The organism is Streptomyces sp. NBC_00258, from assembly GCF_036182465.1.
Lineage (GTDB): Bacteria > Actinomycetota > Actinomycetes > Streptomycetales > Streptomycetaceae > Streptomyces.
Genome location: NZ_CP108081.1, coordinates 8914702 through 8937875, shown reverse-complemented (window position 1 = coordinate 8937875; position 23174 = coordinate 8914702). Strand labels below are relative to the sequence as shown.

The following is a 23174-nucleotide window of genomic DNA, read 5'->3' as shown; positions in this document are numbered from 1 at the left end:
GGCAGATCGGGTCGGTCAGGACCGGTACGGCGGCTGCGGCTGCGGCTGCGGCGGTCCGTACGGGTTGCCCTGGACATAGGGCGGGCGCGGGACGCCGTTGCCCGGGGGATACGGCTGGCCCGGAGGCGCGTACGGCTGCCCCGGCGGCATGAACGGCTGACCGGGAGGCGCATACGGCTGGCCCGGCGGCGGGTACATGTTGCCCTGGGGCGGCACGAACCCGTTGTTCGGCGCGTACGGCCGCGGAGGCGGGAGCGTCGCCGGATGCGCGGTGAGCCGGATGCCGTGGTGGCGTCGCAGCCGGTGCAACTCCAGTGCGGCGATGCCCGTGACCGTCAGCGGGGCGCCCAGGATGAAGACGATCCCCAGCTTGAAGCTGAGCCCGTGCAGATCACCGGTGACCAGGTCCGGAAGGGCCATCAGCCAGGTCGTCACGGTGGCGAGCAGCGCCGGCAGGGCACGGTGCACGGCGGCGGAACCGAAGAAGTTCCCGGACAGCTGCACGGCCCCGTACATCAGCATGCCGGTGATCCACATCGCCGGCAGGCCGAGCACCACCGTCCAGATGGTCCCGAGCTGGATCGACAGCTGCCACAGCAGCACCGTCCCGACGACCATGACGATGAAGAGGAGCAGCAGCTTGAGCGAGTTGAACAGGGACCCGCGCAGCTCGCGGATCCTGCCGGTGCGCCGCCAGACGAAGAGCATCACGCCCACGGTCAGCGGGGTGATGAACAGCAGCACGAGGGCCGCCACCACGATGTTCTCGAGTACCTCGTTGAAGTCGAACTTGCCCTCCACGAACGTGTACACGCCGAACGCCGCCACGGCTCCGGCAATGACTCGTACACGCTTGAGGCGCTCCACCGACGGATCGACCGCCGGCGGGATCCACGCCGGGTGGAACACCGCCTGGGCCACGGCCTTGGGCTGCAGAATCGACGCCACCGACAGATTGCGGCTGAGCCATCTTCCGCGCGAACCAGCCATGTTCAGCTCCCCCGAGCCCTCGACGTCATGATCGCCCGAAATTCTAAGGGAGGCGGACGGCCGTTCTACCGTCCGCCTCCCGACCCACACGACTACTCCACGACTACTTCCGGCCCCGCAGTTCCCGGTACTTGGCGACGAGCGCAGTGGTGGACTCGTCGAGGCCAGGCACCTGAGCACCCTCCGTCAGCGCGGGCTCCACACGCTTGGCGAGGACCTTGCCGAGCTCGACGCCCCACTGGTCGAAGGAGTCGATGTTCCAGACCGCGCCCTGGACGAACACCTTGTGCTCGTAGAGGGCGATCAGCTGGCCGAGCACCGACGGGGTCAGCTCGCGCGCGAGGATGGTGGTCGTCGGGTGGTTGCCCTTGAACGTCTTGTGCGGCACCAGTTCCTCGGGCACGCCCTCCGCCCGCACCTCGTCCGGCGTCTTGCCGAAGGCCAGCGCCTGCGTCTGCGCGAAGAAGTTGGCCATCAGCAGGTCGTGCTGGGCGACAAGACCCGGCAGCAGATCGGCGACCGGCTCGGCGAAGCCGATGAAGTCCGCCGGGATCAGCTTCGTGCCCTGGTGGATGAGCTGGTAGTACGCGTGCTGTCCGTTGGTGCCCGGCGTGCCCCACACGACAGGGCCCGTCTCCCACTCCACGGGACGCCCGTCACGGTCCACGGACTTGCCGTTGGACTCCATGTCCAACTGCTGCAGGTACGCGGTGAACTTGGACAGGTAGTGCGAGTACGGCAGCACCGCGTGCGACTGCGCGTCGTGGAAGTTGCCGTACCAGACACCCAACAGGCCGAGAAGCAGCGGCACGTTGGACTCGGCGGGCGCGGTCCTGAAGTGTTCGTCGACGAGATGGAAGCCGTCGAGCATCTCCCGGAAGCGGTCCGGGCCGATCGCGATCATCAGCGACAGACCGATCGCCGAGTCGAACGAGTAGCGGCCGCCGACCCAGTCCCAGAACTCGAACATGTTGGCCGTGTCGATACCGAAGTCGGAGACCTTCTCGGCGTTCGTCGACAGCGCCACGAAGTGCTTGGCGACGGCTTCCTGACCGGCCTTCAGCTCCGTGAGCAGCCAGTTCCGGGCCGAGGTCGCGTTGGTGATCGTCTCGATGGTCGTGAAGGTCTTCGAGGCGATGACGAACAGCGTCTCGGCCGGGTCCAGATCGCGGACCGCCTCGTGCAGGTCGGCCCCGTCCACGTTCGACACGAAGCGGACCGTCAGGTCCCGGTCGGTGAAGGACCGCAGCACCTCGTACGCCATCGCCGGGCCGAGGTCGGAGCCGCCGATGCCGATGTTCACCACGTTCTTGATGCGCCGGCCGGTGTGCCCGGTCCACTCGCCCGAACGGACGCGCTCGGCGAAGCCGGCCATCTTGTCGAGGACGGCGTGCACGGCCGGTACGACGTTCTCGCCGTCGACCTCGATCACCGCGTCACGCGGGGCGCGCAGCGCGGTGTGCAGGACCGCGCGGTCCTCGGTCGTGTTGATCTTCTCGCCGCGGAACATGGCGTCCCGCAGTCCGAACACGTCCGTGGCGGCGGCCAGCGCGCGCAGCAGCCGCAGCGTCTCGTCGGTGACGAGGTGCTTGGAGTAGTCGACGTGCAGATCGCCGACCTGAAGCGTGTATCCGGTGCCGCGTCCGGGGTTCTGGGCGAACAGCTCACGGAGCTGCGCCTCGCCGAGTTCCTCCCGGTGCCCGGCCAGAGCGGTCCACTCGGGTGTCTGGTCGAGCCTGGTACGGCTGTCTGCGTTCATGTGGGACTTCCGCCTCTTTCCTGCCTGTGCCGCGTACCTTGCCCCGCTGCCGGTCCCAACCTAATTGATCAGGGCGGGACGTGAGCTGTCGTCCCGCCGTCGTCCGGCTCAACAACAGATACGTCCGGCTTGAGCAGGGGTATCAGCGCGGTGAAGAACAGAATGCGGAAGGCCGGCCGCCACGCCCGCGCAGGGCGGGGCCACCGGACCGGTGTCGTACTGCCCGGCACTCTTTCGGGGCACGGCCCCGTACGCGTCCCAAACGAGTCCGGCCGGACACCCGTGGGTGTCCGGCCGGACCTCGACTCCTAGATCTCGCCCCGCAGTTTGGCGAGCGCCTCGGCGAGGATGGCCTCGCCGTCCGCGTCGCTGCGCCGTTCCCGTACGTACGCGAGGTGCGTCTTGTACGGTTCGGTGCGCGGCGGGTCCGGCGGGTTGTCCCGGTCCTGTCCGGCGGGGAAGCCGCAGCGCGGACAGTCCCAGGTATCGGGGACCTGCGCGTCGCTGGCGAAGCTGGGCTGCGTCTCGTGCCCGTTCGAGCACCAGAAGGAGATGCGCAGCCGCGGCGCGGACTCGCCACGCTCGGCCTCGCCCATCGGCCCCGCCCCGACCCGGCTTCCTCGGATCGCGTTGCCACTTGCCACGGTCGTAACTCCCTGCGTAATGGTGCCGCAAAGCGAGTCGGCGTTTCGCTTCGCTGCGAGCGCCTCAGTCTACGTAAGGCCCAACGCGCGTCTAGTAGATGGAGTTACACCCCGCCCAAAGACGCAAGCCCCATGATAGGCCGCGCTTGCGGGCGCGTACCGTACATGGGGCCTTACGTGCGGAATGTGCTTGCGTAATGTGCGTTTGTGCTGCCGTTCCGATGCTCGGACGGTGGTCAGTTGTTGACCTTCATCAGAAGGCCCAGCACCACAATGGACGCGAACCACAGCAAACCGACCACCACGGTGATGCGGTCGAGGTTGCGCTCGGCGACGGAGGAGCCGCCGACGGAGGACTGCATGCCGCCACCGAACATGTCGGAGAGACCGCCGCCCTTCCCCTTGTGCATCAGCACCAGCATCATCAGCAACAGGCTGAAGACGATCAGGGCGATCGAGAACCCCATAACCACGGCTGGACCAACTTCCTGGGACTTGGACGGACGACGGGGGCCGGTGCTTCGGGTACGAAGCCGCCCGGCCCCCGCAAGGGTACGACGTAACGCCGCTACGGCCTACTCGCAGGTCGCCGGTTCGTTACGGAACGCGGCTCACTGGTCGCGGAAGCGGACGATCTTGACGAACTCCTCGGAGTCCAGGGAGGCACCACCGACCAGGGCACCGTCGATGTCCGGCTTCGCCATGATCTCGGCGACGTTGCCGGCCTTCACCGAGCCGCCGTACTGAATACGGACGGCGTCGGCCAGTTCCTGCGTGTACAGCTCGGCGAGCTTGCCGCGGATCGCCGCGCAGACCTCCTGGGCGTCGTCGGAGCCGCAGACCTTGCCGGTGCCGATGGCCCAGACGGGCTCGTACGCGATCACGATCGTCTCGGCCTGCTCGGCCGGGAGGTCCTTGAGACCGCCCTCGACCTGCGTGAGCGTGTGCGTGACGTGGTTGCCCGCCTCGCGGACGTCCAGCTCCTCGCCGACGCACAGGATCGGGGTGAGGCCGTGCTTGTAGGCGGCCTTGACCTTGGTGTTCACGACCTCGTCGGTCTCGTTGTGGTACTGGCGGCGCTCGGAGTGGCCGATCGCCACGTAGGTGCACTTGAGCTTGGCCAGCATCGAGCCGGAGATCTCGCCGGTGTAGGCACCGGAGTCGTGCGCCGAGATGTCCTGGGCGCCGTACTTGATCTTGAGCTTGTCCCCGTCGACCAGGGTCTGCACCGAGCGCAGGTCGGTGAAGGGCGGCAGGACCGCGACCTCACAGGCCTCGTAGTCCTTGTCGGCCAGGGCGAAGGCGAGCTTCTGGACATGGGCGATGGCCTCGAGGTGGTTGAGGTTCATCTTCCAGTTGCCCGCCATCAGCGGCGTACGAGTGGTCATACGGGGTCAGTCCTCCAGTGCGGCGAGGCCGGGGAGCGTCTTGCCCTCTAGGTATTCGAGGGAGGCGCCGCCGCCGGTCGAGATGTGGCCGAATGCCGTCTCGTCGAAGCCCAGGATGCGGACGGCCGCGGCGGAGTCGCCACCGCCGACGACCGTGAAGGCCTGGGAGTCGAGAAGGGCCTGGGCGACCGCCTTGGTGCCCTCGGCGTAGTCGGGGTGCTCGAAGACGCCCATCGGACCGTTCCAGAAGACCGTGGCGGCGTCGGTGAGCTTCGATGCGTACAGCTTGCGGGACTCCGGACCGATGTCCAGGCCCATCTGGTCGGCCGGGACGGCGTCCGCGGCGACGGTGGTGGGGTTGGCCGGAGCCTTGGTCTTCAGGTCCGGGAACTCGGGGCCGACCACGACGTCGACGGGGAGGACCAGCTCGACACCGTTCTTCTCGGCCCGCTCGATGTACTCCTGGACCGCCGGGATCTGGTCCTCCTGGAGGAGCGACTTGCCGATCTCGTAGCCCTTGGCCTTGAGGAAGGTGTACGCCATGCCGCCGCCGATCAGCAGCCGGTCGGCCTTGCCGAGCAGCTGGTCGATCACGGCGAGCTTGTCGGACACCTTGGCGCCGCCGAGCGCGACCACGTAGGGGCGCTCGACGTCCTCGGTGAGCTTCTTCAGGACACCGACCTCGGTGGCGATGAGGTAGCCCGCGTAGTGCGGCAGCCGCGCCGGAAGGTCGAAGACCGAGGCGTGCTTGCGGTGCACGGCACCGAAACCGTCGCCCACGTAGACATCGGCCAGCGCGGCGAGCCGGTCGGCGAACTCGCCGCGCTCGGTGTCGTCCTTGGACGTCTCGCCGGCGTTGAAGCGGAGGTTCTCGATGACCGCGACCTGGCCGGGCTCCAGCCCGTTCACGGCGTCGTGCGCGGCGGGCCCGACGGTGTCCTGGGCGAACGCCACGGGCGCGCCCAGCAGCTCGCCGAGGCGCTCGGCGGCGGCAAGGAGCGAGAAGGCGGGGTCCGGGGCGCCCTTGGGGCGGCCCAGGTGCGAGGCGACGACCACCTTGGCGCCCGCCTCGGCGAGGGCCTTGACGGTGGGCAGTACGGCGCGGATGCGGCCGTCGTCGGTGATGAGGCCTTCGGCCAGCGGCACGTTCAGGTCGGCGCGGACGAAGACCCGCTTACCGTCCACGCCTTCGGCGAGAAGTTCGTCGATCGTCTTCATGAGGGGGCTCCTAAAGAAGGCTCAAGTGATCCGAGAGGGCTGATCGATCAGCACGCGGCACAGGGCTCGGGCAGCGCGGCGGTGCGCTGCCCGAGCCCTGTGCTCACATCGAAGTGCCTGCTCTGGGACTTAGAGCTGGCCGCCGACGAAGACCGTGAGGTCCACGAGGCGGTTGGAGTAGCCCCACTCGTTGTCGTACCAGCCGAGGATCTTCACCGTGTTGCCCTCCTGGACCATGGTCAGGGAGGAGTCGAAGGTGCAGGAGGCCGGGTCGCCGACGATGTCCGAGGAGACGATCGGGTCCTCGGTGTAGGTCAGGAAGCCCTTGAGGTCGCCGTCGTCGGAGGCCTTCTTGAACGCGGCGTTGACCTCGTCCTTGGTGACCTCGCGCTGCAGCGTCACGACCAGGTCGGTGGCCGAGCCGGTCGGGACCGGGACGCGCATCGCGATGCCGTCCAGCTTGCCCTTGAGCTGCGGGAGGACCAGGGCGGTGGCCTTCGCGGCACCCGTGGTGGTCGGGATGATGTTCTCGGCGGCGGCGCGGGCGCGGCGCAGGTCCGAGTGCGGGAAGTCCAGGATGCGCTGGTCGTTCGTGTACGCGTGGACCGTCGTCATCAGACCCTTGACGATGCCGAAGTTCTCGTCGAGGACCTTGGCCATCGGCGCCACACAGTTGGTGGTGCAGGAGGCGTTGGAGATGACGTGGTGGTTGGCCGCGTCGTACTTGTCCTGGTTGACGCCCATCACGATGGTGATGTCCTCGTCCTTGGCCGGAGCCGAGATGAGGACCTTCTTCGCGCCACCGGTGATGTGCTTGGCGGCGTCGGCCTTCTTGGTGAAGATGCCGGTCGACTCGATGACGATGTCGACGCCCAGCTCGCCCCACGGGATGTCGGCGGGGTTGCGCTCGGAGAGCACCTTGATCGTCTTGCCGTCGACGGTGATCGTGTCGGCGGTGTGCGACACCTCGGCCTTGAGTCGGCCCAGGATGGTGTCGTACTTCAGCAGGTGAGCGGTGGTCGCGGTGTCACCCAGGTCGTTGACAGCCACGATCTCGATGTCTGCACCCTGCTCCAGCAGCGCGCGGAAGTAGTTACGACCGATGCGGCCAAAGCCGTTGATGCCTACGCGGATCGTCACGAACCGATCTCCTCGTTAGGAACGCCGGCTTTGGACGCCGGCGAGTTTGTATGGGATGTCCCCGACCGCCTACGACCCTACCTCCCTGACGCTCCCGGAGTGACATCGAGTGCCCCATACACGGCAGGGCGGCCCGTACCCACCAGTAGGGGTACGGACCGCCCGGGCTTGACGCCCTTGTTCGCCCTTGTCAGCTGCGCAGAGCCGCCAGGGCCTTGCCCAGCAGGGCCGTTCGGTCGGCGGCCGCGGTGACGTGTTCGAGGCCGAAGCCGAGCAGCACGGTGTCACGCGTGGTGACCGCTCCGTACGTCTTGAAGAGTTCCCCGGACAGGCCCCAGTCGTTCACGACCGCGGGGCTGCCCGCGGGCGGCCCGGGGACGTTCCAGGCGCCGAGCGACGTCTCGAAGCCGTCGGTCTGGCCGGCCGTGCCGCCGATGACGACGGAGGCGTTGTCGGCGAGTACACCGTGGCCGCCCGTGCCCGGGTCGGTGATGTAGCTCAGCGACACCTCCACCGTCTTTCCGGCGTACGCGGAGAGATCGAAGTCGACCTCCTGCCAGCCGTCGGAGGCCCCGGTGAAGCTGTTCCAGGAGCCGCTCGTGCCGGTTGCGGTGCAGCCGGCTGAGCCCGGGGTCAGATAGCGCTTGAGGGCGGGGTGCGCCTGGATGAAGTACCCGGCCTCGCACTCCGCGGGAACCGCGGTGCTGGTGGCGCCGCCCTTCTCGGGGAGGGTCGTCCAGTCGTCGGCCCCGGCCGTGTGCGCTTCGAGCGCCGCGTGGTCGTAGCCGGCCTCGGTGTCCCACAGGAGCTTCGTGCGCAGAGTGGGCGCGTCGGCCGCGCTGACCCCGGTGAGGTCGATGGTGCGGGTGAGACGGTTCCAGGCGTAGTCGGAGTGCGTGACGGCCGCCATGGAGGCGCCCTCGAAGGGACCGTAGGGATTGACGGTCCCCGGGTACGCCCCCGCTCCCGCGCTCGCGAACTGCGGGAACGTCTCGACGGGCAGCGTGTCCGAGGTGACGCTGTACGCGCCTGCCGCGTTCAGCGGGTTGCCGGGCGCGTCACCGAGCGGTCCGGTGGCTCCGGAGAGCTTGCCCGAGCCGGTGAAGGACGTGACGCCCGGCGTCGTCGTACGGGAGTAGGCGCCGAGGTAGTACTGGCTGAAGTCGTTCGTCAGGGCGCCCGGCAGTGCGACGTTGCCGCCCGCCTGCTCGCCCGCCTCGATCAGCTTGCCGCCTTCGTTGAGGTAGGCGCGCAGCTGCAGCTGGGTGGCGTAGCCGGGGCGGTCGGCGCCGGTGTAGTGGACGACCGTCTTGAAGTGACCGAGGACGCCGAGCGCGTCCGGCACGCCCTGGGTGGCGACGTCCCAGACGAGGGGCTTGCGGCCGTTGGCCTTCAGGGCGTCGACGTAGGTCCGTGCCTGCGTCGCGGCGGCGGCACCCTCTTCGGCGACCACCAGCGTGTCGGCGCGCGGCCGCTCGGCCACGGTGTAGGTGAAGCGCTGACTGGAGGTGGGCTTCCCGCTCTTCGTCTCGCCGGTGAACCAGACCTCGACCTTGTCGCCGGGGTCGCCGTCCGCCACGAAGGCGCGGTACTCGTCGAAGTAGAGGTTGTCCTCGCCTCCGAAGGTCTCGCCGCCCTTCCAGGGCTTGAGCGCCATGTCCTCCGTACGGCCGCCGTTGACGCGGTACCTCAGCTCCTTGTCGCGTACGGACTTACGGGCGACGACCGTGATCTCCTGGTCGGCGCCGCGGGAGTACGACGTGGTGAAGGGGGCCGGGGTGAAGTCGGGGGCGTCGATGCCGACCGAGGACTTCGGCTGGTCGGGCTTGGCGGCGCTCTCGGCGACGGAGAGCGCGAACGGGACGTTCTTGGCGAACTCCTGCTGGATCAGCTTCTCGTCGTCCGGGAAGGTGAAGATCGACTCGCAGTCCACCGCGTTCCAGGCGTCGTTGGGGTCGACGTTCGACGCGGTCTGGCAGGTCGACATCTCGGGGGTGAACATCGCCGTGCCGTTGACGTTGGACGCGTGTCCGTCGGCCTCGCCGTTGGTCGTGTACAGCTCGGAGGAGACCTGCGGGCGGTAGCCGGGGACCGCCGGGTTCTCGGGGGTTCCGGCGAGCGACTTGTAGAGCACGTCGTCCGGGCTCGGCGTCGCCACCTGCCAGCCGACCCCGTAGAGGATCAGTTCGGCGGCCGAGTGGTAGTTGATGCCGTACTCGAAGCCGATGCGCTTCTCGAAGGCGTCCAGCGCCTTGGTCTCGGGCTCGGAGCCGGGACTCGCGCCACGGTAGGTCTGGCTCGTCGGGAACGGGGACGAACCCTCGTCGTCGTAGCCCCACTTGTAGGAGAAGTTGCGGTTGAGGTCGACGCCGTCACCGGTGGTCCAGGCACCGTCGCCGTTGATGTCGCGCATGTTCTTGCGCCACTGGCGGTCGCCCTCGGCCTCGAACGTCCAGTCGTAGCCGTCCGGGTTGGCGGACAGGACGAACCACAGCTCGGTGGAGTTCACGAGCTTGGTGACCCGCTGGTCCTTGCCGTAGTTGTCGAGGTAGTAGTGCATCAGGCGCCGGGTCATCTCCGGCGTGATCCACTCACGGGCGTGCTGGTTGGACATGTACAGCATGGAGGGCTTGGCGCCGTCCTTGGTCTTCTTGGCGCCCTTGGTGAGCTTGAGGGCGAGGATGTCCTGCCCCTGGAGGGTCTTGCCGATGGAGACGACCTTCGTCAGGGACGGGTTCTGCTGCCCGGTCCTGAGGATCTCCTCCTGGAGGTTGCCCTTGCCGCTGTAGGGCCGGTAGACGCCGTCCCCCGCGGCGGCCACGCGCGCGCGTGCCTTGGCCGAGAGCTTGTGCTCGGCGAGGTCGACGCCCTTCTTCTCCAGCTGGTCGGCCTGCTTGTCGGTGAGGTAGACCTCGACCGTGGCCGTGCCCTTGTCCGGGACCTGTTCGCCCAGTTCGTGACTGTCCTGGCCCGCCGCGAGGAGCAGGGGTACCTGTTCCTTCGTGACGTCCGCGCGGAACACCTTGACCTCGTCCGCGCCCGGGGCGGTCGCGGCGCCGGGTTCTGCCTGTGCCATGGGTGCGATGGCCACTCCGCCGAGCAGGAGCGCGCCGGCAGCGAGGATCGATCTCGCTCTTCGTCTCATGAGCCCCCCTTGCAGTTGTCCGCCACAGCAGCGAACAGATGCCAGGCTCATGACACTTCATGGTCAAGTCAAGAGCGCATCGAGGACGGCAAAACGCCGGTGCGGTTACCCCAAACGGGCGCACGCACCGGCGTGTTGAGGATCGGAGCCGACTTCCCCGGCATCGGCGGAGAGCCACCGACGGGTCCCCGGACCGGCCCGGGAGCTGCGGCGCGCCACGGCCGCGGCGATTTCCGTGGCCCGGCCCGCGGCGATCCGCGTGGTTCAGCCCACGAGGTTGTCGGCCATCTCCTCGGTGAGCGTGGACTCCGTCCCCGGGATGCCGAGGTCCTGGGCCCGCTTGTCGGCCATGGCGAGCAGCCGGCGGATCCGGCCCGCGACGGCGTCCTTGGTCAGCGGCGGGTCGGCGAGCGCGCCCAGCTCCTCCAGGGAGGCCTGCTTGTGCTCCATCCGCAGCCGTCCGGCGGCCGCGAGGTGCTCCGGGACCTCCTCGCCGAGGATCTCCAGGGCGCGCCCGACGCGGGCCCCGGCGGCGACGGCCGCGCGGGCCGAGCGGCGCAGGTTGGCGTCGTCGAAGTTGGCGAGCCGGTTGGCGGTGGCGCGGACCTCGCGGCGCATCCGCCGCTCCTCCCAGGCCAGCACGGACTCGTGGGCGCCGAGGCGGGTGAGGAGGGCGCCGATGGCGTCCCCGTCCCGGACGACGACCCGGTCCACGCCCCGTACCTCGCGGGCCTTCGCGGCGATCGACAGGCGGCGGGCGGCGCCGACCAGCGCGAGCGCGGCCTCCGGGCCCGGGCAGGTCACCTCCAGGGAGGACGAGCGGCCGGGCTCGGTGAGCGAGCCGTGGGCCAGGAAGGCCCCGCGCCAGGCGGCCTCGGCGTCGCAGGTGGCCCCCGAGACCACCTGCGGCGGCAGACCCCGGATCGGGCGCCCACGGCCGTCCACGAGCCCCGTCTGGCGGGCCAGCTGGTCACCGCCCGCGACCACCCGTACGACGTAACGGGAGCCGCGGCGCAGACCGCCCGGAGCCATCACGATCAGCTCGGAGCTGTGGCCGAAGATCTCCAGGATGTCCCGCTTCAGCCGGCGCGCCGCCATCGCCGTGTCCAGCTCCGCCTCGATCACGATGCGGCCGCTCACCAGGTGAAGGCCGCCCGCGAACCGCAGCATGGCGGAGACCTCCGCCTTTCTGCAGCAGGTCCGGGTGACGGGAAGCCGGGAGATCTCGTCCTTCACCGCTGCCGTCATCGCCATGGGCCGATCCTTCCATGCATCCGAAAAATACGGTCGTACGCGGCGGCCAACAGCTCCGGATCATGCCTCGGAGACCCATCGGTCCGGGCCACGGGCGCCAGCTCGACCGCGGCGCCGAACCGCTTGGCGGCATCGGTCAGTAAATCGCGGTCGGGCACGGCGGCCTCGTCGGCCAGCACCACGTCCAGGGCGAGTTTAGGGGCGTGTCGTCCCAAAACCTCCAAATGACGCTGCGGTGAGAAGCCATCGGTTTCTCCGGGTTGCGGAGCGAGATTCAGGGAGAGGACCCGGCGGGCCTTCGTCTCGGTGAGCGCGTCGAGCAGCTCGGGCACGAGCAGGTGCGGGATCACCGAGGAGAACCAGGAGCCGGGACCGAGGACCACCCAGTCCGCGTCGAGGACCGCCGCGACGGCCTCGGGGACGGCGGGCGGGTCGTGCGGCACGACGTGCACGGACTGCACCTCACCGGGCGTGAGCGCCACGGTCGCCTGTCCGCGGACGGTGTCGACGTCCTCGGGCCGCTCCGGGTCGTGCCCCTTGACGAGCGCCTGGAGCTCCAGGGGCACCGCGGACATGGGCAGCACCCGGCCGTGCGCGCCCAGCAGCCTGCCGACCAGGTCGAGGGCCTGGACGTGGTCGCCGAGCTGCTCCCAGAGGGCGACGATCAGCAGATTGCCGACCGCGTGCTCGTGCAGCTCGCCCTTGGACTGGAAGCGGTGCTGGATGACGCGCGCCCAGGTCTGGCCCCAGTCGTCGTCACCGCACAGCGCGGCCAGGGCCTTGCGCAGGTCGCCGGGCGGGAGCACGCCCAGCTCGTCGCGCAGACGGCCGCTGGAGCCGCCGTCGTCGGCGACCGTGACGACCGCGGTGAGGTCGCCGGTGATGCGGCGCAGCGCGGCGAGCGAGGCGGACAGGCCCATGCCGCCGCCGAGCGCGACGACCTTGGGCTGGGCGCCGCGGCGGCGCGGCTTGGCGCCACGGCCCTCGACGGGCTTGCCCCCGCGCGCCTCGGGGGCCATCCGCCGCAGTCTGCTCAGCCGCGGACTACGTCCCGTCATTCGCGGCCCATGTCCCGGTGGACGACGACCGTCTCCACTCCCTCGGACACCAGACGGGCGGCGAGCTTCTCCGACATGGCGACGGAGCGGTGCTTGCCGCCGGTGCAGCCGACCGCGATGGTCACATAGCGCTTGCCCTCGCGGCGGTAGCCGGTCTGGATGAGGCGCAGCAGCTCGGCGTACCGGTCGAGGAACTCCTTGGCGCCGGGCTGGTTGAAGACGTACGCGGCCACCTCCTCGTTCAGGCCGGTGTACTGGCGCAGCTCCGGGACCCAGTGCGGGTTGGGCAGGAACCGCATGTCCACGACCAGGTCGGCGTCGACCGGCAGGCCGTACTTGAAGCCGAAGGACATGACGGTGGCCCGCAGCTCGGGCTCCTCCTCGCCCGCGAACTGGGCGTCCATCTTGGCGCGCAGCTCGTGCACGTTCAGGCTGGAGGTGTCGATCACCAGGTCGGCGTCGCCGCGCAGCTCGCGCAGCAGTTCCCGCTCGGCGGCGATGCCGTCGACGATGCGGCCGTCGCCCTGGAGGGGGTGGGGACGGCGCACTCCCTCGAAGCGGCGCACCAGGGCGTCGTCCGAGGACTCCAGGAAGACGATCCGCCGGGTGACGTGCTTGGTCTCCAGGTCCGCGAGGGACTCGCGCAGGTTGTCGAAGAATCGACGTCCGCGGACGTCGACGACGACCGCGATCCGCGCCACGTTCCCCTGCGAGCGGGCGCCGAGCTCCACCATGGTGGGGATCAGCGCGGGCGGCAGGTTGTCGACGACGAACCAGCCGAGGTCCTCCAGACACTTGGCGGCGGTGGACCGGCCGGCGCCCGACATCCCGGAGATGATCACCAGCTCCGGAATGGCCGCCTCGGGGACGCCTGCCGACTCGATGGTCGTGCCCGTGTTCACTTCCGCTCCGTCTTTCTGTGCCGCTTCGTCAGCTTCTTGGCCGGCTGTCCCGCCGGCCGCTTCTCGTTGCGTTCGATCCTCGCGCGCTTCGCTGTGCGATGCCTCTGTTTCAGCCGTGTGCGGTTCCCCGGTTCCGGCCGCATGCGCCTCTTCCGTTCCCGGCGTGCGCCCTGTCGAGGGTTCTTCCTGCTCGTGCTCGGTCATCTCTCCTGCCCCCGTCGTTCGTCCGAGGTGCCCGCGGACACGGGCTCCCCCGCGGAACCCGCCGTCGTTTCGGATTCCGCGTCTGTCGCGTATCCCTCTGTCGCGAATTCCTCGTCTTCCATGATCTCTCCAGTCGCGGTGTTCACGGCGGGTGCCGCCGGGGCCGCCTGGGCGAGGGCCACGGCGATCGACTCGGCCGTCTTGCGGCCTATGCCGGGAACTTCGCAGATCTGGTCGATCGTCGCGGACCGCAGCTTCTTCACCGAGCCGAAATGCTTGATCAACGCCTGTTTGCGAGTCTCACCGAGGCCCGGCACGTCGTCCAGCGGGCTCGCCCTGAAACGCCGGGCCCGCTTGGTGCGCTGGTAGGTGATCGCGAAGCGGTGCGCCTCGTCGCGCACACGCTGAAGAAGATAGAGCCCTTCACTGGTACGTGGCAGCACCACCGGGTCGTCCTCGCCGGGCACCCAGACCTCTTCGAGGCGCTTGGCCAGGCCGCACACGGCGATGTCGTCGATGCCGAGCTCGTCCAGCGCCCTCTGGGCCGCGGCGACCTGCGGCTGTCCGCCGTCGACGACGACCAGCTGCGGAGGATACGCGAACCGCTTGGGCCGCCCGTCCTCCTCGGTGAGCCCGGTCTCGCCGTCGGCCCACTCGCCGGTCTTCTCCTTCTCGGCGAGGTACCGCCTGAAACGGCGGGTGATCACCTCGTGCATGGACCGGACGTCGTCCTGGCCCTCGAAGCTCTTGATCTGGAAGCGCCGGTACTCGCTCTTGCGTGCCAGCCCGTCCTCGAAGACGACCATCGACGCCACGACGTCGTCGCCCTGGAGGTGCGAGATGTCGTAGCACTCGATCCGCAGGGGCGCGCTGTCCAGGTCGAGGGCCTCGGCGATCTCCTCCAGGGCCCGGGAGCGGGTGGTGAGGTCGGAGGCCCGCTTGGTCTTGTGCAGGCCGAGCGCTTGGAGCGCGTTGCGCTGGACCGTCTCCATGAGGGCCTTCTTGTCGCCGCGCTGCGGGATCCGCAGCGACACGTTCGACCCACGGCGCTCGGCGAGCCACTCCTGGACGGGCTCCACGAGCTCCGGCAGCGCCGGGACGAGCACCTCCTTCGGTACGGAGTCGCCGGTCTCCTCGCCGTAGAGCTGCTGGAGCGCGTGCTCGACGAGGTCACCCGTGGTGACGGCCTCGACCTTGTCGGTGACCCAGCCGCGCTGGCCGCGGACCCGGCCGCCACGGACGTGGAAGATCTGCACGGCCGCTTCCAGCTCGTCCTCGGCGAGCGCGATCAGGTCGGCGTCCGTCGCGTCGGCGAGCACGACGGCGCTCTTCTCCATGGCCTTCTTGAGGGCCTCGATGTCGTCGCGCAGGCGGGCGGCGCGCTCGTACTCCATCTCGTCCGCCGCGTCCGTCATCTTCCGCTCCTGGCGGCGGATGTACGTCCCCGTGCGGCCGGCCATGAAGTCGCAGAACTCCTCGGCGAGTTCGCGGTGCTCCTCGGGGGAGACCCGCTCGACGCAGGGGGCGGAGCACTTGCCGATGTAGCCGAGCAGACAGGGGCGGCCGGTGCGCGCGGCGTTCTTGAACACGCCCGCGGAGCACGTCCGTACGGGGAAGACGCGCAGGAGGAGGTCCACGGTGTCGCGGATCGCCCACGCGTGTCCGTAGGGACCGAAGTAGCGCACGCCCTTCTTCTTCTGGCCGCGCATCACCTGCACGCGCGGGAACTGTTCGTTCATGGTGACCGCGAGATACGGATAGCTCTTGTCGTCGCGGTACTTGACGTTGAACCGGGGGTCGAACTCCTTGATCCAGGAGTACTCCAGCTGCAGCGCCTCGACCTCCGTGGACACCACCGTCCACTCCACCGACGCGGCCGTGGTGACCATCGTGCGCGTACGCGGGTGGAGGCCGGAGAGGTCCTGGAAGTAACTCGCCAGGCGCTGGCGCAGGCTCTTCGCCTTCCCGACGTAGATCACCCGGCGGTGCTCGTCGCGGAATTTGTAGACCCCCGGCGAGTCGGGGATCTGTCCCGGCTTGGGGCGGTAGCTGGAGGGGTCGGCCATGTCTCACACCCTACTGGCGGGGTGTGACAGCGCGACGGCCCGTCGGCCCTCGCGGGCCACCGGCTAACGCGACTCCAGGAACGTGAGAACCGCCAGCACCCGCCGGTGATCGTCCGCGGCCTCCGGCAGACGGAGCTTGCCGAGGATGCTGCGGACGTGCTTCTCGACGGTGCCCTCGGTCACCCACAGACGCCGGCCGATGCCGGCGTTCGAGCGGCCCTCGGCCATGAGCTCCAGGACCTCCCGCTCCCGCGTGCTGAGGAAGGACAGCGGGTCGTCGCGGCGCTGGGCCGTGACCAGCTCCCGCACGAGAGAGGGGTCGACGACCGAGCCGCCCTTGCGGATACGGTCCAGCGCCTCGATGAACTCGTCCACGACCGTGACCCGGCTCTTCAGCAGATAACCGATCCGCCGCCCGCTCGCGAGCAGCTCCAGGGCGTCCTCGACCTCCACGAAGGCGGACAGGACGAGGATGCCGAGGTCGGGATACCGCTCCCGGATGCCGCGGGCCGCCTTCAGCCCCTCCGTGGAGTGGGTGGGCGGCATCCTGATGTCCACGATCACCAGGTCCGGCAGGTGCTCGGCGACCAGTTCCAGGAGCGCGTTCGCGTCGCCGGCCTGACCCGCCACCTCGTAGCCGAGCCGCTCGCAGAGGCTGGCCAGACCCTCTCTGAGCAGGACGTCGTCGTCGGCCAGGACGACCCTCCCGCGCGCGGGCCGCTGTGCTGCGTCCATGGTGCTCCCCGTCCGCTCGGCCGACCGGTGCGGTGCGCGTCTGCGGTACGCCTCCAACAGCCTGCCGGACATGGCCGGTTACGGCTAGCCGCAGGTGGGCAATGGTGGAGAACCGGAAGCCGTTTCGGGGGCTGCCCGTGACGACACGAAGACAGTTCGAGGGAATGCTCGTAGCAGTGCAGATGCAGGTGGGCCGCCGCCCCGGGCAAGGGGCAGCGGGCCGATGACCGAAAGGCTGCGGAAGATGCGACAGACACGGATCGAAAAGCGACGGCGGTCGGTCCGTGTGCGGCCGTACGAGGACGAGTTCTCCCCGTACGGGGACGAGGAGCGGTACGCCGACGGACTGCGCTCCGGCCTCGACCCCCGCGACCCCGACATCGTGCGCGCCAAGCGCCTGCGGCCTGCACCGAACGGCGGGACGCCCCGCCCCTGAGGCCGGACGGCCGCTCCACCGTCCGTGCAGACCGCCCGGAGCGTACGCGTGTCACCGAGTCCAGGACTCCCCCTCGTTGGACCTCCGACACTGCGTGCGTTCCGGGCAGTCACGTGTCCGGGGCCGGCCGCCGGTCGGTCCAGGAAGGACCCCTGATCAGTCCGGAGAGGACCGCGGCAGGGGCAGCCGTGCGATCAGTGTGGTCCCTCTGCCCGGCGGGCTTCTCACGGTCAGCCTGCCGCCGATCGCCTCTACCCGGTCGGTCAGCCCGATCAGCCCTGAGCCGCCGCCCGGTTCGGCTCCCCCGACCCCGTCGTCGCCGATGACGACCTCCAGGACGTCCTCGTACACCCTCGCCCGGACCTCGACCACCGTCGCGCGCGCGTGCTTGGCGGCGTTGGTGAGGCACTCGGAGGTCACGTAGTAGACGGCCACCTCGGTCTGTTCCGGGAGGCGGGTCCCCGGCAGCTCCAGATCCAGCTCCACGGGCACGGCGGAGCGCCTGGCCAGGGCGCGCAGGGCGGGGCCGAGGCCGCCCTTGGAGAGGATCGCCGGATGGATGCCCCGGGAGATCTGCAGCAGGTCCTCGAAGGCGTCGTCCAGGCCCTTGCCGATGTGCGCGAGCTGCTCGACGAGCTCGGCCGGCTGGTCCGCCGTCATGGACTCGGCCATGCGCAGGTCCAGCTGGAGAGAGACGAGGCGCTGCTGGACGCCGTCGTGCAGATCGCGTTCGATGCGCCGCCGGGACGCGTCGCCGGCGGCCACCACGCGCGCGCGTGAAGCGGCCAGCTGGGCGCGGCTGTCCGCGTTGGCGATGGCGGTGGCGATGAGTTCCGTGAAGTCGGCGAGGCGCGGCTCGGTTCCCCTGGGCAGCGGTTCGGAGTGCGGGGCGGACACGACGACGGCGCCCCACAGGCGGTCGTCGACGACGATCGGCGCCCCCACGGAACCGCCGACGCGGGCCGCGCGCCCGGTCGCGGCCACCGCCCGCGCCGCCTGCTGGCCCTCCGTCGCGGCCGTACGGGCGGCCGTACGGGCGGAGCCGAGGACGGTGGCGGCGCCGTCTGCCTCGTACCGCAGGACGGCGGCGGAACTCGTGCTCAGCAGCAGTCCCACCTCGTGCGCGACGGCCGTGAACACCTCGTGCGGCGGGACGCCGCGGGCCACCAGGGTGGCGACGCTGCGCAGCGCTGCCTGTTCGCGGGCGGCGCGGCGGCTCTCGGTCACGTCGCGCGCGGCGGCGTAGATGAGGCCCTCCTCTATGACGGAACGGCAGCTCCACTGGAGCCAGCACTCGGTGCCGTCGCCGCGTACGTAGCGGTTCTCGAACTCGACGACCTCGGCGCCGGTCGCCAGCCGGTCGAGGATGGCCTGGACACGGTCCCGGTCCTCCTCGTGCACGAAGTCGAGGTACGGCCGGGACAGCAGGGTGCTGCCGGGGTAGCCGAGTGTTCTCTCGAAGGCCGGGTTCACGCGCTTGAAGTAGCCGTCGACACCGCTGATGCACAGCAGGTCCAGGGAGAGGTTGAAGATGCTCTCCAGCTCCTGTTCGGCCTTGTCGCGCCGTCCGTGGGCGGCGGCGAACGACGCCATGGTGGCGTTCATGCCGCGCAGCAGCTGCGCCCAGGTCCCGCGGAAGGCCGCGACGTCGGCCCGGTGTCCGAGCCGGTTGTCGTCGATCGCCGTGTTCATGGTGCGGATCTCGGCGGCGAACCGCTCACTGGTCACGTGGAGTTCGCGGAAGGTGTCTGCCACGTCGCCGATCTCGTCGCGTCCCGCGTAGCGCATGTCGTACGACAGATCGCCGTCGGCGAGGGCCCTGGCGCCCTCGGACACCTCGGTGAGGGGGCGGTTGATCGAGCGGCGCAGGGCCAGCGCGAGGACGGTGACGGCGAGAAGGACCACTACGGAGAGGCCCAGTTCGCGTTCGCCGCGGTCCTTCACGGCCCGCAGGTCACGGTCTGCGGCGGTCGCCAGCTCGTCCTCGGCGGCGTCCGCGATCGTGCGCAGGGCGGTGAGGCGGCCGGTGGACGCGGCCAGCCAGCGGTCAAGGGAGGGCAGTTGCGCGGTGTCGCCGGCGGCGAGGGCCTCGCGCGTGGCCCGGACCGTGCGGCCCGCGGGCTGGAGCAGCACGCCCGACAGCCGCACCTTGAGCCGCCCCGAGACGTTCTGCCGGAAGGTGTCGAGCTGGGCGGCCTCCAGTGCCTGCCAGGGGTCGCCCGTGGCGCCGGGGGCGTCCCCGGCGCCCGTCGCGAACAGGGCGGCCAGGTCGGCGCGTTCGCGCTCGGCGGCCTCGATGGCCTCCAGTGCGGCGAGATAGCCGTCCGCGGCCCTGCCGGAGGCCCGTGAGGGGCGGCCCGAGTCGAGGTGGTGGACGGTGTTGAGCAGGTCGTTCGTGAGGCTCGCGTACCTCTGCTCGGTCTCCGTCGCGGTGAACGAGCCGCTGCCCGCCTCCAGTCTGGTCGCGAAGAGCTGCCGGCCCTTCGCGTCGAGCTGTCCGAGGACGTCCGGCTGTCCGGTGCCGTCCGCGGCGCCGGCGCGCGCGGCGGTCAGCGCGGCGGTCAGCGCCCGGTCCGTGGCGCGCCGGGCCGCGTCCCGTTCGGCCGTCACGCCCTGCCGGTCCGGGTCCGCCTCCACGAGGACCTCGGCGAGGCGCTCGCGGGCCAGGGCCTCGGTGAGCGCGGTCAGGGCGAAGGAGACGCGCGTGGCGGTCCTGAAGTCCCGCAGGGTGCGCGCCTCGCCCCAGTCGGTCACGGCCGAGAAGACGGTGAAGGCGAGGAGTCCGGAGACCGGCAGCAGCACCAGCAGCATGAGCTTGGTGCCGACGCGCAGCCGGGCGAGCAGCGGGGTCCCGGCGCGCGGGCGGCTGGTTCGTCCGGGCCGTCCGGACTGTCCAGGCCGTCCGGACTGTCCAGGCCGTCCGGGTCTCCGCAGGCGGAGAGGGCCGCCGCGTGCGCCGACCAATCTCCGTACGATGCCCGGCTGCCTTCGTTCGCCGTCCGCGGGCCCGCGTATACCGCCCGGGGTACGTCGTCTGCCGGGTCTCACGGCCCGGCCGACGGGTAACCCTGGTGGTCGGCCAGGTCCTTGTCGATCCGGCGGACCGCCTTGTCCAGGGCGGCCTTCACCGGGGCGCGGTCGAGCATGATCTCCGCGAAGGCCCGCGAGAAGGCACCGCTGACCGCCGGATAGGCCGGGGTCTGCGACCGCGGCCGCGCGACACCGCTCCTCAACTGCTCGATGAACAGTCGCTCGGCACCGCCCTCGGCGAACCTCGGCGAGAGCTCGACGGCGCTGTCCGTCGCCGGGATCGCCCCGTTGGCCCGGCTCATGCGCAGGACCTCCCGGGGCTTCAGGAGGTGCGCGAGGAACCGCCAGACCGCGTCCCCGTCGACGGCGCCCGCCGTGACGCCCCACTGCCAGGAGCCCATCCCGGTGACGGTTCCCCTGCCGAAGTCGGGCAGAGGAACGATCTTCACGTCGTCCGGGAACGCCTTGCTGAACTCGGGGTACGTCCAGTGCCCCACCCAGGAGATGGGGCTGCGCCCCCTGGTGAAGGCCTTGTCGTCCTTGTTCGGGTCGACCAGCCCCTCCTTGACCCACTTCTGGAGGGTGGTCATGGCCCGGACCGCCTCGGGCCCGTTGAGGAAACCCTCCGCCGTCCGCAGATCTCCGGGGTCGATGAGGTCGCCGCCGGCCGACCAGACGGCGGGCGCGAAACCGTACGTGTTCCACTCCTGGCCCGAGAGCGTGTAGTTGAGACGCAGGTCGAGGGGTTTTCCGTAGCCCTCCTTGCGCAGCTTCCGCAGGATGCCGGTCAGTTCGGTGGCCGTCCAGGCGTCGTCCGGACCGCTGGGGACGCGGATGCCGGCCTTCTTCAGGACGGAGGGGCGTACGTAGAGGCCCAGCCCGGAGTCGAACGTGCCGACGCCCCACAACCGGCCCTCATAGGTGCCCTGTTTGCGGATCGAGGGCAGGAGATCGGCCTTCAGCGCCTCGGGCACACAGGAGTCGATCGGCTTGAGCTTGCCCGACCACGCGTAGTTGTAGAGGTTCGGTCCGTCGAAGTCGAGCAGGTCGGGCAGTTCGCCGCTGGCGGCCGCGGAGACGACCAGTTCGTCGTACGGGCGCTCTTCGGGGAGCGTGATCAGCTCGACCCGTACGTCCTCCTGTGCGGCGTTGAAGTCCTTGGCCTGGCGGCGAAGTGTGTCGAGCTCTCCGCTCGGCCCCGCGTGGAACCACACGGTGATGTCGGTGGTGCCTTCGAGCCTGCCGTCGCACGTGGTGTCGCCGCGCTTCTCGGAGCGCTCGCCGTCGTCACCGCCCCCGCCGCAACCGGCGACGACCAGGGCTGCGGACAGCACCCCCGCGAGGACCACGCGGCGCGTTCGGTGCGTCCCGGCTCTCCTGTTGTGCTTCCTCATCGCGCACCCCCACCAGACCGACAGGACACGGTCACCCCAGGGCAGCGACATGCTACCGCGCGTCACCCGTCACTGCGCTCCGTGAGCTCGAACGAAGTTTTCCGGCATGGGACTTCAGCACTTTCCGGCTAGCCGGAAAGCCAACCCGGCAGCCGGTTGGGAAGCTGTCGACATGTCCATGCGCTGTCTCATCGTCGATGACAGCGCCCGGTTCCTGGAGGCCGCGCGCGCCCTGCTGGAGCGTGGCGGGGTCCGGGTCGTCGGCGTCGCCTCGACGGGCGCGGAGGCGCTCACGCGCGCGCGTGAACTCGCCCCGGACGTCGCCCTCGTCGATCTCGACCTGGACGGCGAGAGCGGCCTCGACGTGGCGGGCCTGCTCGCGGACGTCGTACCCGCGGTGATCCTCATCTCGACGCACTCCCTGGTGGACTTCCAGGAGTTGGTGGCGGACAGCCCCGCCCGCGGCTTCCTGCCCAAGTCGGCGCTGTCGGCACGGACGATCCGGGACCTGCTGGACCCATGAGGCGGACACCCTGACCGGGACGTCGGGAAACGCGTACGGACAGCGAGGTTGCGCACCAGGTGTTGTCCGGGCCTGATCAACACGCTTCAATGCGGGGTGACTTGGGGCGGGCACCACCACGCAGGGACGCGAACGTCCCCCGCACGCCGACCGTGTGGCCCCTCCGACCAGCGCTGACGGCCCGACCAGCCGTTGCGAGCACTCACAGAAAGGCCCCTGAATGCGGGACGGCACACAGCACGCGGATGCCGCCACGGCGGAGTTGGAGACGGTCCTGCGGGGCGGCCCCTTCCATGTCGCCCTGCGCGCCGCGATCGCCGCCCGTGGACTGCCTCTGCAGCGCGTACAGCACCATCTGACGCGGTACGGGGTCAAGGTCGGGGTGACGAGCCTGAGTTACTGGCAGCAGGGCGCCCGGCGCCCACAGCGTCCCGAGTCGCTGCGGGCCGTGCGTGCCCTGGAGGAGATACTCCAGCTGCCGGACGAGTCGCTGATCCGACTGCTCGCGAAGGCCGAGGAGCGCCCCGACGCGGAACGCGCCACGGCCCGCTCGTACCGCTCCCTGGTGGAGGCCTCCGGCGCCCTGGAGAAGCTGCTGGCCGAACTGGACTCACCGCTCGACGGCGGGCTGCTCACCATCGGCCACCACGAGCGCGTACGGATCGGCACCCGGCGCGAGCTGCTGGGGCGCGACTCCCAGCACATCGTGCGCGCCCACAAGGAGGGCATCGACCGCTTCGTCGCCATCCACCACGGTGACCCGGGATGCGCCCCGGAGGACATGGCGGTGCACGCCCTGGAGAACTGCCGCACGGGACGCGTCCTGTGGCACCACGACACCGGTGTCCTGGTCGCCGAGCTGCTCTTCGACACGCGGCTGCGCGCGGGCGACACCTTCCTGTTCCGCTACGGCGTCGAGGACGGCACGGCCGGCGCGTGCGGTGAGTACGTCCGCGGGTTCGGCTTCTCCGGCGGGCAGTACGCGCTCCAGGTGCGCTTCGCCGAGGACGCGCTGCCCGTGCGCTGCCACCGGTTCACCCAGCACTCGGCCGCGGCACCACGGAGCGGCCGCCAGGAGCTGGCACTGAGCGACCGGCACCGGTCGGTCCACGTGGTGGAGCAGCGGGTGCGGTCGGGGATCGTGGGGATCGGGTGGGACTGGGAGTGAGGGGCCGGGGCGGCCGCGGTGAAGGGCCGGCCGGGGCGGCCGTGGTGAAGGGATGGGGCGGGCCGCGGTGACGGCCTGCCTCCGGGTGCCCGAGACGTAAACGTTTACGCAAGCGTTTAC

Annotated in this window: 18 protein-coding genes; 3 read left to right on the top strand and 15 right to left on the bottom strand. The window is 70.2% G+C overall.

The annotated features are described in order from the left end of the window. Window positions 1-15 precede the first annotated feature (15 nt). The 13 genes from OG718_RS39790 to OG718_RS39730 form a co-directional block, all read right to left on the bottom strand. Window positions 16-990: a DUF3824 domain-containing protein gene (locus OG718_RS39790; protein ID WP_328846485.1), complete on the bottom strand. Its 975-nt coding sequence runs from the start codon at window positions 988-990 to the stop codon at window positions 16-18. A 103-nt stretch (window positions 991-1093) separates the two neighbouring features. Then, a complete protein-coding gene (gene pgi / locus OG718_RS39785; RefSeq protein ID WP_328846484.1) occupies window positions 1094-2749 on the bottom strand; it encodes a glucose-6-phosphate isomerase in 1656 nt (551 codons plus the stop codon). Window positions 2750-3057: 308 nt separating this feature from the next. Then, window positions 3058-3393: an RNA polymerase-binding protein RbpA gene (locus OG718_RS39780; RefSeq protein WP_003957010.1), complete on the bottom strand. Its 336-nt coding sequence runs from the start codon at window positions 3391-3393 to the stop codon at window positions 3058-3060. 236 nt (window positions 3394-3629) lie between these two features. Then, on the bottom strand, window positions 3630-3860 hold the full coding sequence (gene secG, locus OG718_RS39775; protein WP_055615078.1) for a preprotein translocase subunit SecG: 231 nt from the start codon (window positions 3858-3860) through the stop codon (window positions 3630-3632). Between the two features lie 144 nt (window positions 3861-4004). Next, on the bottom strand, window positions 4005-4781 hold the full coding sequence (tpiA, locus tag OG718_RS39770) for a triose-phosphate isomerase (protein WP_143637443.1): 777 nt from the start codon (window positions 4779-4781) through the stop codon (window positions 4005-4007). A gap of 6 nt (window positions 4782-4787) precedes the next feature. Continuing rightward, on the bottom strand, window positions 4788-5999 hold the full coding sequence (locus tag OG718_RS39765; RefSeq protein WP_143637445.1) for a phosphoglycerate kinase: 1212 nt from the start codon (window positions 5997-5999) through the stop codon (window positions 4788-4790). Window positions 6000-6128: 129 nt separating this feature from the next. Beyond that, window positions 6129-7139, bottom strand: a complete 1011-nt coding sequence (gap, locus tag OG718_RS39760) for a type I glyceraldehyde-3-phosphate dehydrogenase (RefSeq protein ID WP_143637448.1) — start codon at window positions 7137-7139, stop codon at window positions 6129-6131. Window positions 7140-7329: 190 nt separating this feature from the next. Further along, entirely contained in the window at window positions 7330-10284 is a 2955-nt protein-coding gene (locus OG718_RS39755) for a M14 family metallopeptidase (protein WP_143637451.1), read from the bottom strand. A gap of 264 nt (window positions 10285-10548) precedes the next feature. Further along, window positions 10549-11538 (bottom strand): DNA-binding protein WhiA, encoded by a 990-nt coding sequence (gene whiA, locus OG718_RS39750; protein WP_143637453.1) that lies wholly within the window; start codon window positions 11536-11538, stop codon window positions 10549-10551. Further along, entirely contained in the window at window positions 11529-12596 is a 1068-nt protein-coding gene (locus OG718_RS39745; RefSeq protein WP_143637456.1) for a gluconeogenesis factor YvcK family protein, read from the bottom strand. The genes whiA and OG718_RS39745 overlap by 10 nt, the downstream gene beginning before the upstream one ends. After that, a complete protein-coding gene (gene rapZ, locus OG718_RS39740; protein ID WP_143637458.1) occupies window positions 12593-13702 on the bottom strand; it encodes an RNase adapter RapZ in 1110 nt (369 codons plus the stop codon). The genes OG718_RS39745 and rapZ overlap by 4 nt, the downstream gene beginning before the upstream one ends. Next, window positions 13699-15768, bottom strand: a complete 2070-nt coding sequence (gene uvrC / locus OG718_RS39735) for an excinuclease ABC subunit UvrC (protein WP_143637461.1) — start codon at window positions 15766-15768, stop codon at window positions 13699-13701. The genes rapZ and uvrC overlap by 4 nt, the downstream gene beginning before the upstream one ends. 63 nt (window positions 15769-15831) lie before the next feature. After that, the gene (locus OG718_RS39730) at window positions 15832-16503 is read right to left on the bottom strand and encodes a response regulator (protein WP_143637464.1); all 672 of its coding nucleotides are present in this window, start codon (window positions 16501-16503) and stop codon (window positions 15832-15834) included. 244 nt (window positions 16504-16747) lie between these two features. Between OG718_RS39730 and OG718_RS39725 the strand changes: the two genes are divergently transcribed. Further along, complete coding sequence (locus OG718_RS39725) at window positions 16748-16939, top strand: hypothetical protein (RefSeq protein ID WP_143637467.1); 192 nt, start codon at window positions 16748-16750, stop codon at window positions 16937-16939. 156 nt (window positions 16940-17095) lie between these two features. Here OG718_RS39725 and OG718_RS39720 read toward each other — a convergent pair whose 3' ends face one another. Continuing rightward, a complete protein-coding gene (locus OG718_RS39720) occupies window positions 17096-19903 on the bottom strand; it encodes a PAS domain S-box protein (RefSeq protein ID WP_328846483.1) in 2808 nt (935 codons plus the stop codon). Between the two features lie 80 nt (window positions 19904-19983). Further along, on the bottom strand, window positions 19984-21363 hold the full coding sequence (locus OG718_RS39715) for an ABC transporter substrate-binding protein (protein ID WP_328846482.1): 1380 nt from the start codon (window positions 21361-21363) through the stop codon (window positions 19984-19986). Window positions 21364-21535: 172 nt separating this feature from the next. Between OG718_RS39715 and OG718_RS39710 the strand changes: the two genes are divergently transcribed. Beyond that, window positions 21536-21886: a response regulator gene (locus OG718_RS39710; protein WP_328846481.1), complete on the top strand. Its 351-nt coding sequence runs from the start codon at window positions 21536-21538 to the stop codon at window positions 21884-21886. A 220-nt stretch (window positions 21887-22106) separates the two neighbouring features. Continuing rightward, window positions 22107-23054 (top strand): hypothetical protein, encoded by a 948-nt coding sequence (locus tag OG718_RS39705; RefSeq protein ID WP_306940593.1) that lies wholly within the window; start codon window positions 22107-22109, stop codon window positions 23052-23054. Window positions 23055-23174 lie beyond the last annotated feature (120 nt).

Bases quoted from the DNA above. Each gene is read 5' to 3' on its own strand.
- pgi (WP_328846484.1), bottom strand. From the start codon at position 2,749: ATGAACGCAGACAGCCGTACCAGGCTCGACCAGACACCCGAGTGGACC.
- whiA (WP_143637453.1), bottom strand. From the start codon at position 11,538: ATGGCGATGACGGCAGCGGTGAAGGACGAGATCTCCCGGCTTCCCGTC.
- OG718_RS39725 (WP_143637467.1), top strand. From the start codon at position 16,748: ATGCGACAGACACGGATCGAAAAGCGACGGCGGTCGGTCCGTGTGCGG.
- OG718_RS39745 (WP_143637456.1), bottom strand. From the start codon at position 12,596: ATGACGGGACGTAGTCCGCGGCTGAGCAGACTGCGGCGGATGGCCCCC.
- rapZ (WP_143637458.1), bottom strand. From the start codon at position 13,702: ATGACCGAGCACGAGCAGGAAGAACCCTCGACAGGGCGCACGCCGGGA.
- OG718_RS39705 (WP_306940593.1), top strand. From the start codon at position 22,107: ATGCGGGACGGCACACAGCACGCGGATGCCGCCACGGCGGAGTTGGAG.
- secG (WP_055615078.1), bottom strand. From the start codon at position 3,860: ATGGGGTTCTCGATCGCCCTGATCGTCTTCAGCCTGTTGCTGATGATG.
- uvrC (WP_143637461.1), bottom strand. From the start codon at position 15,768: ATGGCCGACCCCTCCAGCTACCGCCCCAAGCCGGGACAGATCCCCGAC.
- OG718_RS39715 (WP_328846482.1), bottom strand. From the start codon at position 21,363: ATGAGGAAGCACAACAGGAGAGCCGGGACGCACCGAACGCGCCGCGTG.
- OG718_RS39730 (WP_143637464.1), bottom strand. From the start codon at position 16,503: ATGGACGCAGCACAGCGGCCCGCGCGCGGGAGGGTCGTCCTGGCCGAC.
- OG718_RS39765 (WP_143637445.1), bottom strand. From the start codon at position 5,999: ATGAAGACGATCGACGAACTTCTCGCCGAAGGCGTGGACGGTAAGCGG.
- OG718_RS39710 (WP_328846481.1), top strand. From the start codon at position 21,536: ATGTCCATGCGCTGTCTCATCGTCGATGACAGCGCCCGGTTCCTGGAG.
- tpiA (WP_143637443.1), bottom strand. From the start codon at position 4,781: ATGACCACTCGTACGCCGCTGATGGCGGGCAACTGGAAGATGAACCTC.
- OG718_RS39790 (WP_328846485.1), bottom strand. From the start codon at position 990: ATGGCTGGTTCGCGCGGAAGATGGCTCAGCCGCAATCTGTCGGTGGCG.
- OG718_RS39755 (WP_143637451.1), bottom strand. From the start codon at position 10,284: ATGAGACGAAGAGCGAGATCGATCCTCGCTGCCGGCGCGCTCCTGCTC.